General features: G+C 68.2%; 11 protein-coding genes. 7 read left to right on the top strand and 4 right to left on the bottom strand.

The genetic code is table 11. From position 1 onward, the window contains the following. Window positions 1-104: 104 nt before the first annotated feature. From ACFPJ1_RS11050 to ACFPJ1_RS11035, 4 genes are all read right to left on the bottom strand, one after another. A complete protein-coding gene (locus ACFPJ1_RS11050) occupies window positions 105-347 on the bottom strand; it encodes a carboxylesterase family protein (RefSeq protein WP_380103427.1) in 243 nt (80 codons plus the stop codon). A gap of 74 nt (window positions 348-421) precedes the next feature. Next, window positions 422-1,180, bottom strand: coding sequence for an IclR family transcriptional regulator (locus tag ACFPJ1_RS11045; RefSeq protein ID WP_380103426.1), 759 nt, complete (start codon window positions 1,178-1,180; stop codon window positions 422-424). A 24-nt stretch (window positions 1,181-1,204) separates the two neighbouring features. Beyond that, entirely contained in the window at window positions 1,205-1,429 is a 225-nt protein-coding gene (locus ACFPJ1_RS11040; RefSeq protein ID WP_380103425.1) for a hypothetical protein, read from the bottom strand. Beyond that, window positions 1,430-2,326 carry a GNAT family N-acetyltransferase gene (locus ACFPJ1_RS11035; RefSeq protein WP_380103424.1) on the bottom strand — a complete coding sequence of 299 codons (897 nt, stop codon included), beginning with the start codon at window positions 2,324-2,326 and terminating at the stop codon, window positions 1,430-1,432. An 86-nt stretch (window positions 2,327-2,412) separates the two neighbouring features. On the opposite strand from ACFPJ1_RS11035, the gene ACFPJ1_RS11030 reads away from it, so the two are divergent. The 7 genes from ACFPJ1_RS11030 (at window position 2,413) to ACFPJ1_RS11000 (ending at window position 10,056) form a co-directional block, all read left to right on the top strand. Then, a complete protein-coding gene (locus tag ACFPJ1_RS11030) occupies window positions 2,413-3,237 on the top strand; it encodes a GNAT family N-acetyltransferase (RefSeq protein WP_380103423.1) in 825 nt (274 codons plus the stop codon). A gap of 126 nt (window positions 3,238-3,363) precedes the next feature. Next, a complete protein-coding gene (gene hutH, locus ACFPJ1_RS11025; protein ID WP_380103438.1) occupies window positions 3,364-4,908 on the top strand; it encodes a histidine ammonia-lyase in 1,545 nt (514 codons plus the stop codon). Window positions 4,909-4,952: 44 nt separating this feature from the next. Next, window positions 4,953-6,608, top strand: a complete 1,656-nt coding sequence (hutU, locus tag ACFPJ1_RS11020; protein WP_380103421.1) for a urocanate hydratase — start codon at window positions 4,953-4,955, stop codon at window positions 6,606-6,608. 138 nt (window positions 6,609-6,746) lie between these two features. Then, window positions 6,747-7,748 carry an ABC transporter ATP-binding protein gene (locus ACFPJ1_RS11015; RefSeq protein WP_380103420.1) on the top strand — a complete coding sequence of 334 codons (1,002 nt, stop codon included), beginning with the start codon at window positions 6,747-6,749 and terminating at the stop codon, window positions 7,746-7,748. Continuing rightward, window positions 7,745-8,398, top strand: a complete 654-nt coding sequence (locus tag ACFPJ1_RS11010; RefSeq protein ID WP_380103419.1) for an ABC transporter permease — start codon at window positions 7,745-7,747, stop codon at window positions 8,396-8,398. The genes ACFPJ1_RS11015 and ACFPJ1_RS11010 overlap by 4 nt, the downstream gene beginning before the upstream one ends. Before the next feature lies 1 nt (window position 8,399). Next, on the top strand, window positions 8,400-9,050 hold the full coding sequence (locus ACFPJ1_RS11005) for an ABC transporter permease (RefSeq protein ID WP_380103418.1): 651 nt from the start codon (window positions 8,400-8,402) through the stop codon (window positions 9,048-9,050). Window positions 9,051-9,123: 73 nt separating this feature from the next. Then, the gene (locus tag ACFPJ1_RS11000) at window positions 9,124-10,056 is read left to right on the top strand and encodes an ABC transporter substrate-binding protein (protein WP_380103417.1); all 933 of its coding nucleotides are present in this window, start codon (window positions 9,124-9,126) and stop codon (window positions 10,054-10,056) included.

Below are 10,056 nucleotides of genomic sequence, written 5' to 3'. Positions count from 1 at the left end.
AGTAGGACGTCGCCGGACATTCACACTGTTAAGGGCCACCCACACCGGGTGGCCCTTAACATTTCCCCCCATCAATCCCACACTGCGCCGGCGCGGGGATCTTGTCAGCGCCAGAAGGCGATCCGGTGGTCGGTGATGAAATCGGTCCGGGTGCTCCCGGCCGGGTTCAGCGACTGCACGTGACGGTGCAGCGGTGCCGCCCGCGGCCAGTACTTCGTGCCGCGCACGTTCGGGTCACCCGTCCGGGCGAAGGAACTCCACCGCGTGATCACCTCGTCCGCGAGCGTCTGCTGCTCCGCGTTGATCGGTTCGAGGATCGCCAGGTCGAAGAAGTACCGCTCGAACACTGGGGTCAGGCCCCCCACAAGGGGTAGGCACAGCACAACCTAGTGCACCCACCGAGTGCACCTAGTGCACGGCGCTAACCGCGGAGGCGGCGGGTGAGGGCCTCGGCTGCCTGGCGCGTGCGGCGGGCCAGGAGAAGGCGTTCGCTCGGGGCGACCGCGTCGGTGCGGAAGGTGACGCTGATGGCGGCGACCGGGTGGCCGGCGTGGTCGACGGCGGCGCTGGCGACCGAGGAGAAGCCGGGGGTTATGTAAGAGTCCTCGACGGCGTACCGTTGGCGCTTCTCGTCCGAGAGGATCCGGCGCAGTTGGGTGAGCGTCTGCGGCCCTTGGTCCGTACGGCGGACGAAGCTCTCAGCGTCCGGGAAGAGCGCGCGGACCTGGGCCGGCGGGAGCTCGGCAAGCAGGGCCCGGCCGGAAGCCGTCAGGGTCGCGGGCAGGCGGACGCCGACATCCGTGACCAGGGTGACCGGCCGGGGCGGCTGTTCCTTCAACAGATAGACGAGCTCGCGACCGTGCAGAACGCCGAGGTGCGCGGTCTGGCCGATCTCCGCGACCAGTTGGGCCAGCAACGGCCGGGCCAGCCGCTCGAGCGGGTCGTGGCGCAGGTACGCCGACCCGATCTCGAAGGCGGCGACGCCCAGCCCGTACCTCTTCTCCTCGGGCAGGTGCACCACGAACCCCTCGCTGATCATTGCCTTCAGCAAGTGGTACGTCGACGAGCGTGGCAGGCCGACCGCGGAGGCGATGCGCTCCATCGGTACCGGTCCGGGCTGGGTGGCCAGGAAGGTCAATACCCGTAGGGTTCGGGTCGAGGCGGGAACGTTGCCGCTCACAACAGTGAGACTAGCTGGCCCATCTCAGATTCCGGACGATTGACTGGCCGAATCCTTCCCCGACCCGTTGCTCCGGCCGGCCTTGGCGCGGCTGCGGCGGAGCCAAACGCGGGCACCCTCGCCGGCCAGGGCGATCCCGAACAGCGTCAGCGCGACCGCCCAGTCGAAGTCGTCGTCACCCGACAGCAGCAGACCGACCCCTGCCGCGAGGATCGCAAAGACCGCCAGCGAGATGATCAGCCGAGTCACTCAAACCACCTTCTCCGCGGTCCAGGCTACGGCGGTCGGCTGGTACCCAAGCCATCGGTTCACCGCCAGCATCGGCGCGTTGCCCGCGTCGTTCCCGGTGAAGGCCGTGGTGAATCCGGCGTCGCGGCTCCTCGTCAGCGCGGCCGACTTCACCACTTTCGCCAGCCCCCGGCCGCGGTACGACGGGATCGTGCCGGTGAGGTTCGACCAGATCACTCGGCGGTCCGGGTCGGCGGTGGTGGTCACGAACGACACCACCTGCTCCCCGTCCAGTACGGCGATGCTCAGGTCGCGCCGCAGGTCCGGGTGGTTCCAGTCCGTCGCCACCCAGTCCTCGTACGCCGGTGCGTTCGACAGGCCGCTGGGATCTCCGTCGGCCACGGCGGCGGTGGCACTCCACAGGCTGCGCGGGTCCACCTCGGTGTAGTCGACCAGGCGGAGCCCGTTCGGTACCGGCGCGGGCTCCGGTACGGCGGCCAGGTCGGCCGCGGCCTGGCTCATCCGCCGGCCGATGGTGAATCCGTGACCGGTCGCGAAGGCTTTGGAGGCGTCGTCGTCCTGGACCACGATCAGGAGTTTCCGCGCGCCCGCCTCCTCAGCGGTCTGGAAGACCGCCTCGGCAAGCACGCTGCCGATGCCGCGACCGCGCTGTGCGGGCGGCACCTGAATGGTGATCCGGACCCGCGGTGCCTCGTCGTCGGGCAACGGCAGGTAGACGTTGCCGTAGCCGACCACTTCGTTGCCGTCGACCGCGATCAGCACGACCCGGCTGGTGCTGGTCCGTAGCTCTGCCTCGACGCCTTTGGCCGTCTTCACCAGTTGTGGCATCGCGGCCGCCCAGACCGCGGCGATCCCTGCCGCATCGGCCGGTGTCGCCGACCGGATCTCGATCCCCATCCCCTGACTCTATGTGCCGCCGGGTCCATCCGCGCGGACCGGAAAGGACACGAACTGCAGCGCTGTTCGGCGCTACCGTCGCCGCTATGGCGATCACGGTGAGGGCGCTCGGCACGCAGTACGAGGCGCTGGCGAAGTGGACCGGCGAAAAGGCAGAAGCCATCCGGCGCCAAGTCGAGGACGACCACGAAGGACCTCGCGAGCACTGGGTCGCGTGGCGCGAGGGCGAGGTCGTCGGTGCTGTCCACCCGGTGCTGACCCCGGACCGCAAACTGCGCCTGTTCTTCGACCGGACACTGCCCGAGGCCTACGAATCGCTCGTCGCAATGGTCGACGGGCCGTGCCAGACCACGATCGACGGTGCGGAGGCGGCGTCACTCGAGACGCTGCGCGGGCTCGGGTTCGAGGTGAGCCGGGCGGAGCTGCTGGTGGAGATCCCGGTCGCGCGGACGGAGTACGCCGTACCGGCGGGGTATCGGGTGATCAGTGCGTCCGACACCGGCGTCCGGGAGTTGATGACGCTCGATGCCGCACTCCGAGACGACGTACCAGGGGCTGAGGGGTGGCAGCCCGATGAACAGTGGTTCCGGGAGGAGACCTACGACTCGCCGTTCTTCGACCCGGAGACTTACCTGGTGGCTCTCGATCCCACGCGTGACTACGCGGGCCTGGTGAGGATCTGGAACGGGCCGCGTCCGCTGCCTCGCCTCGGGTTGATCGGCGTTTTGCCGGCCCATCGCCGTCGGGGGCTGGCACGTGCTCTCGTGGGCGCGGCGCTGAACGTCCTGGCCGCCCGCGGGGAGTCGGTCGCCATCGCCGAAGTGGACGAGACCAACACCGCCTCGAGGGCGCTCCTCGGCAGCTTCGGCGCCACTCAGACCGGCCTCGAGCTCGAACTCACCCGCTCCTGATCCCTGACTCAGAATCACCTGTAACCGCTCCCACCTGCGGGTTCGGCCCTCGTGTCTCGGATCTGAGACGAAAAGCGGGCGGCGGTGCTATCGGTTGTCGGTCCTGGGGGGTGCAATGGGCGGGTGATCGACAAAGCAGAGGTTGTGGTCGGGGTCGGGGCATTGACCGCCGACGAGGTTGTCGCGGTAGCCCGGTACGGCGCCGCGGTGCGGATCGACGAGCAGGCGCTCGAAGAGATCGCGAAGTCCCGGGCGGCCGTCGAGGCGCTGGCGCACGCGGAGACGCCGCACTACGGGGTGTCCACCGGCTTCGGCGCGCTGGCGACGAGGCACATCGCGCCGGAACTCCGGGCGCAGTTGCAGCGCAGCCTGGTCAGGTCGCACGCCGCCGGCTCCGGGCCCGAGGTGGAGACCGAGGTCGTCAGGGCGCTGGCTCTGCTGCGGCTGTCCACCTTGGCGACCGGCCGGACCGGCGTGAAGGTCGAGACGGCCCAGGCGTACGCCGGGTTGCTGAACGCGCGGCTGACCCCGATCGTCCACGAGTACGGCAGCCTCGGCTGCTCAGGTGACCTGGCGCCGCTGTCGCACGTCGCGCTCGCGGTGATGGGTGAGGGCAAGGTCCGCGATGCCGAGGGCAACCTTCTCGACGCGGCCGACGCGCTCGCCCGGCACAACCTGCAGCCGGTGGTCCTGGCCGAGAAGGAAGGCCTTGCGCTGATCAACGGCACCGACGGCATGCTCGGCATGCTGGTGCTCGCACTCGCCGACCTGGACCGCCTGCTGAAGACCGCCGACATCGCCGCTGCCATGAGCGTCGAGGGTCAGCTCGGCACGGATCGCGTGTTCGCCGAGGAATTGCAGGCGCTCCGCCCGCACCCCGGTCAGGGATCGGCCGCCGCCAACCTGCGCGCAGTACTGGCTGACAGCGGGATCGTCGCGAGTCATCGCGGTCCCGACTGCAACCGGGTCCAGGATGCCTATTCCTTGCGGTGTTCGCCGCAGGTGCACGGTGCTGCGAGGGATACGTGCACTCATGCCGCGACTGTCGCGGATCGCGAACTCGCGGCGGCGATCGACAACCCGGTCGTGCTGCCCGACGGACGAGTCGAGTCCAACGGCAACTTCCATGGAGCACCTGTCGGCTATGTGCTGGACTTCCTCGCGATCGCCGTGGCGGACGTGGCCAGCATCAGCGAACGGCGTACGGACCGGTTCCTCGACGTCGCGCGCAACCACGGGCTGAACGCCTTCCTGGCTGACGATCCGGGTGTCGACAGTGGGCACATGATCGCGCAGTACACGCAGGCCGCGATCGTCTCCGAGCTCAAGAGGCTCGCGGTGCCGGCCAGCGTCGACTCCATCCCGAGCAGCGCGATGCAAGAGGATCACGTGTCGATGGGCTGGTCCGCGGCGCGCAAGCTGCGTAGGAGCATCGACGGCCTCCAAAGGGTCCTGGCCGTCGAGATCCTGACCGCCGCGCGGGCGTTGGACCTGCGGGCGCCACTCGAGCCGTCGCCGGCCACGGCCGCAGTACGAAGCAAGCTGCGTGAGCACGTCGAAGGGCCGGGCACCGACCGGCACCTGGCGCCAGAGATCGAGCACTCCGTCCAGCTGGTTGCTGATGGCACCTATTTGTCCGCTGTCGAGGCCGTCATCGGGCCTCTGTCCTGAACTCGTCACCTGAACAAACGCTGTCCTGAAAGGCTGGATCACATATGTCCGGACCACGTCCCGTTCGCGCTCCCCGCGGTACCACCCTCACCGCCCGGGGCTGGCAGCAGGAGGCCGCGCTGCGGATGCTGCAGAACAACCTCGACCCCGAGGTGGCCGAGCACCCTGACGAGCTCGTCGTGTACGGCGGGTCGGGCAAGGCGGCTCGCGACTGGAACTCGTTCGACGCGATGGTCAGAACGCTGACCACGTTGAAGGACGACGAGACGATGCTGGTGCAGTCCGGCAAGCCGGTCGGCGTGATGCAGACGCACGAGTGGGCGCCGCGAGTGCTGATCGCGAACTCGAACCTGGTCGGCGACTGGGCCACCTGGGAGGAGTTCCGCAAGCTCGAGGCGATGGGGCTGACCATGTACGGCCAGATGACGGCCGGCTCGTGGATCTACATCGGCACCCAGGGCATCCTGCAGGGCACCTACGAGACGTTCGCGGCGGTCGCGGCGAAGAAGTTCGGCGGCACGCTGGCCGGCACCATCACGCTGACCGCGGGACTCGGTGGCATGGGTGGCGCGCAGCCGCTCGCCGTCACCATGAACGACGGTGTGGCGATCTGCATCGACGTCGACTCCTCGCGGATCGACCGGCGGATCGAGCACCGGTACCTCGACGTCCGCGCCGCCTCGCTGGACGAGGCGTTGCGGCTGGCCGAGGAGGCCAAGAAGGCCCGTCGGCCGCTGTCGATCGGTGTCCTGGGCAACGCCGCGGTGATCGTGCCCGAGCTGCTGGAGCTGGGCGCGCCGATCGACATCGTCACCGACCAGACCTCGGCGCACGACCCGCTGATGTACCTGCCGGTGGGGATCGACTTCGACGACTGGAGCACCGCGCGGGAGAAGGACCCGGCCGGCTTCACCGAACGCGCGCAGGCATCGATGGCCCGGCATGTCGCCGCGATGGTGGGATTCCAGGACGCTGGTGCCGAGGTCTTCGACTACGGCAACTCGATTCGCGACGAGGCCCGGAAGGCCGGGTTCGGCCGCGCGTTCGAGTTCCCCGGCTTCGTCCCGGCGTACATCAGGCCCTTGTTCTGTGAGGGGAAGGGCCCGTTCCGGTGGGCCGCGCTGTCGGGAAACCCGCGCGACATCGCGAAGACCGACCAGGCGATCCTCGACCTGTTCCCGGACAACGAACACCTGACCAGGTGGATCAAGATGGCCGGCGAGCGAGTGGCCTTCCAGGGACTGCCGGCCCGGATCTGCTGGCTGGGCCAGGGGGAACGGGACAAGGCGGGCGTCCGCTTCAACGACATGGTCGCCTCCGGCGAGCTCGAGGCGCCGATCGTGATCGGGCGGGACCACCTCGACACCGGCAGCGTCGCCTCGCCGTACCGGGAGACCGAGGGCATGCTGGACGGCTCGGACGCGATCGCGGACTGGCCGTTGCTGAACGCGATGGTGAACGTGTCCAGCGGTGCTTCCTGGGTGTCGATCCACCACGGGGGCGGCGTCGGGATGGGCCGGTCGATCCACGCCGGCCAGGTATCGGTTGCCGATGGCACCGAGCTGGCCCGGCAGAAACTGGAACGGGTCCTGAGCAACGATCCGGCGATGGGTGTGATTCGGCACGTGGACGCCGGGTACGAACGAGCAGAAGAAGTAGCGGTCGAACGAGGCATCAGGATCCCGATGCGGGAGTCCTGATCGCACAGTGCAACCGAGGCATTCCCTAGCGCTAAGGTGCACTTTCCCGAGGAGTGAGAAAGCTGCTCACGACGTGGCAGCGGGCTCTCGTTCACCTAGGATCGTCTCCGCGATCTCCGACAAGCGCGAAGGGGCGCCATGATCGAGTTCGAAGACGTCACCAAGCAGTATCCGGACGGCACCCTGGCCGTCGACAAGCTGTCGCTGCGGATCCCGAGCAACGAGATCACCGTGTTCGTCGGGCCTTCGGGCTGCGGCAAGACGACCTCGCTGCGGATGATCAACCGGACGATCGAACGCAGCAGCGGCCGGATCTCGATCGATGGCGAGGACATCAATTCCGGTGACCCGGTCACGCTGCGGCGCGGCATCGGGTACGTGATCCAGCACGCCGGCCTGTTCCCGCACAAGACCGTGGTGGACAACGTCGCGACGGTGCCGAAGCTGCTGGGCTGGAACCGGAAGAAGACCCGCTCGGTGGCGATGGAACTGCTGGAGCGGGTCGGTCTCGACCTCAAGCTGGCCGAGCGGTACCCGGCTCAGCTGTCTGGTGGCCAGCAGCAACGAGTCGGTGTGGCCCGGGCGCTCGCGGCGGATCCGAAGATCATGTTGATGGACGAGCCGTTCAGCGCGGTCGACCCGATCGTCCGGCACCAGTTGCAGGAGGAACTGCTCCGGCTGCAACGCGACATCGGCAAGACCATCGTCTTCGTCACCCACGACATCGACGAGGCGATCAAGCTCGGCGACAACGTCGCGGTACTCCGGGTCGGCGGCAAGCTGGCCCAGTTCGCGCCGCCGGCGGAACTGCTCGCCAACCCGGCGGACGACTTCGTCGAGAGCTTCGTCGGCCAGGACCGCGGTTACCGTGCCCTGACGTTCTTGCACACCGACAAGCTGCACCTGAACCCGTTGCCGGAGGATCTTGTCCTGGACGACGACGGGAAGCCCGCGGGCTGGCGCAAGGGAGGTGGCGACCTGTTGCCGATCGGTGCGACCTTCACCCGGAGCGACTCGGTCCGCGCGGCGCTCGACGCCGTACTGACCTCGCCGACCGGTCACGGTGTCTGCGTGAATGAGAACGGCAAGGCACTCGGAGTGGTCGACCACGCGATCCTGGCCGAGGCGCTGCGCTCATGACCTGGGTCGGCGACAACCTCGGGCTGATCTGGGACCAGCTGAGCGAGCACATCTACCTGGCGATCCTGCCGGTGGTGTTCGGCCTGCTGATCGCGTTGCCGCTCGGGTATGTGGCGACGCGGTTCTCCTGGCTGGCGAACCCGCTGATCGCGCTCGGCGGCGTGCTCTACTCGCTGCCCTCGATCGCGCTGTTCATCGTGCTCCCGGCGGTGCTGGGGACCCAGGTGCTCGACCCGGTCAACATCGTCGTGGCGCTGACGATCTACACCGTCGCGCTGCTGATCCGCAACGTCATCGACGGGCTGCGCTCGGTGCCGCCGGACGTCCGGCAGGCGGCGATCGCGGTCGGCTTCGGGCCGGCCCGCCGGCTGCTGACGATCGACCTGCCGATCGCGGTGCCGGTGATCTTCGCCGGTCTGCGGGTCGCCACGGTCGCCAACATCTCGATGGTGAGCGTCGGCGCGGTGATCGGGATCGGCGGTCTGGGCGAACTGTTCACCCAGGGCTTCCAGAAGGACTTCCTCACCCCGGTCGTGGTCGGCGTTGTGCTGTCCCTGCTGCTGGCGCTGCTGGCCGACCTGCTGCTCGTCGGTCTGCAACGGGTACTCACTCCCTGGGCCCGCGTGGTCTCTCCGGTGAAGGCGGCCTGACATGTGGCAATACCTGACCGACTCGTTCAACTGGTCCGGACCGGAAGGGATCACGGCCAGGATCCTGCAGCACATCTGGTACACGGTCGCCGCGCTCGGCCTCGCCACCGCGATCGCGCTACCGGTCGGCCTGTGGATCGGGCACACCCGCCGCGGCGCGTTCCTGGCGATCAACATGGGCAACGCCGCCCGCGCGCTGCCGAGCCTGGGACTGCTGATGCTCGCGGTGCTCATCACCGACCAGATCGGCTTCCTGCCGGTGCTGATCGCCCTGGTCGCTCTCGGTATCCCCCCGATCCTGACTTCGACCTACGCCGGACTGTCCGGTGTCGATCCGGCCACGATCGACGCGGCCCGGGGGATGGGGATGACCGGACGGGAGATCCTGACCAAGGTGGAGATCCCGATCGCGCTGCCGCTGATCATCTCCGGTCTGCGCGGCGCGACCCTGCAGATCGTGTCGACCGCGACCATCGCCGCGCTCGTCTCGCTGGGCGGCCTCGGCCGCTACGTGGTGGACGGGCTGAAGTTGCGCGACTTCCCGCAGATGTTCACCGGCGCCCTGCTGGTGGCCCTGCTGGCCATCGCGCTGGACCTGCTCTTCGCCCTGGTGGGCCGGCTCACCGTTTCCAAAGGACTGCGGGTCGACTGATGGCCGGAACCCATCGCTCGACCTGGAACACCACCGGCACTCGCCGGTGCCAATCGAAATCCTGGAGGCTCCCGTGTTGAGATCCACACTCATCCGTACTGCGATCGCCGGGGTCGCGGTACTCGGCCTGGCTGCCTGTGGGGGTGGAGGCGATCCACTGTCCGGTGGCGACAACGCTGGTAGCTCCTCCGCACCCGCCGACGTGAAGAGCATCACCATCGGTTCCGCGGACTTCTCCGAGAGCCAGTTGCTGGCCGAGATCTTCGGCCAGGCGCTCGCCGCCAAGGGCGTCGAGGTCAAGCAGCAGCAGAACATCGGCAACCGCGAGACCTACATGGCGGCGATCAAGGACGGCTCGGTGCACCTGCTGCCGGAGTACACCGGTGCCGCGCTGGCGTACTTCGACAAGACGGCGACCGAGACCGAGGACGACGCGGCGTACGAGGCGCTGAAGAAGGCGCTTCCGTCCGGGCTCGAGGTACTGGACAAGTCGCCTGCCGCCGACGAGGACACCATCGTGGTGACGAAGGCGACCGCCGACAAGTACAGCCTGAAGTCGCTCGCCGACCTCAAGCCGGTGGCGAAGGACATGGTCGCGGGCGGCAGTTCCGAGTTCAAGGTGCGCGACGCCGGCCTGAAGGGGCTGAAGGAGAAGTACGGCGTCGAGTTCAAGGAGTACAAGACGCTGGACGCCGGTGGCCCGCTGAGCCAGAAGGCGCTGCTGGACAACCAGATCCAGGTGTCGAACTTCTTCACCACCCAGGCGCTGATCAAGGACAACAACCTGGTCCAGCTGGAGGACCCGGAGAACATCCTGCCGCCGAACAACATCGTTCCGCTGATCCGGACCGACCACAAGGCGGCCAACATCACCGACACGCTGAACGCGGTCTCGGCCAAGCTCACCACCGACGCGCTGACCGACATGGTCAAGCGCATCGACGTCGGCAAGGAGGCGGCCAAGGCCGTCGCGACCGACTGGCTGAGCAAGAACCAGCTGTCCTGA

The sequence above is a fragment of the Kribbella qitaiheensis genome (assembly GCF_042657745.1).
Taxonomy (GTDB): domain Bacteria; phylum Actinomycetota; class Actinomycetes; order Propionibacteriales; family Kribbellaceae; genus Kribbella; species Kribbella qitaiheensis.
Note: the sequence above shows the minus strand (reverse complement) of the source record. Positions and strands in the feature narration are given on the sequence as shown.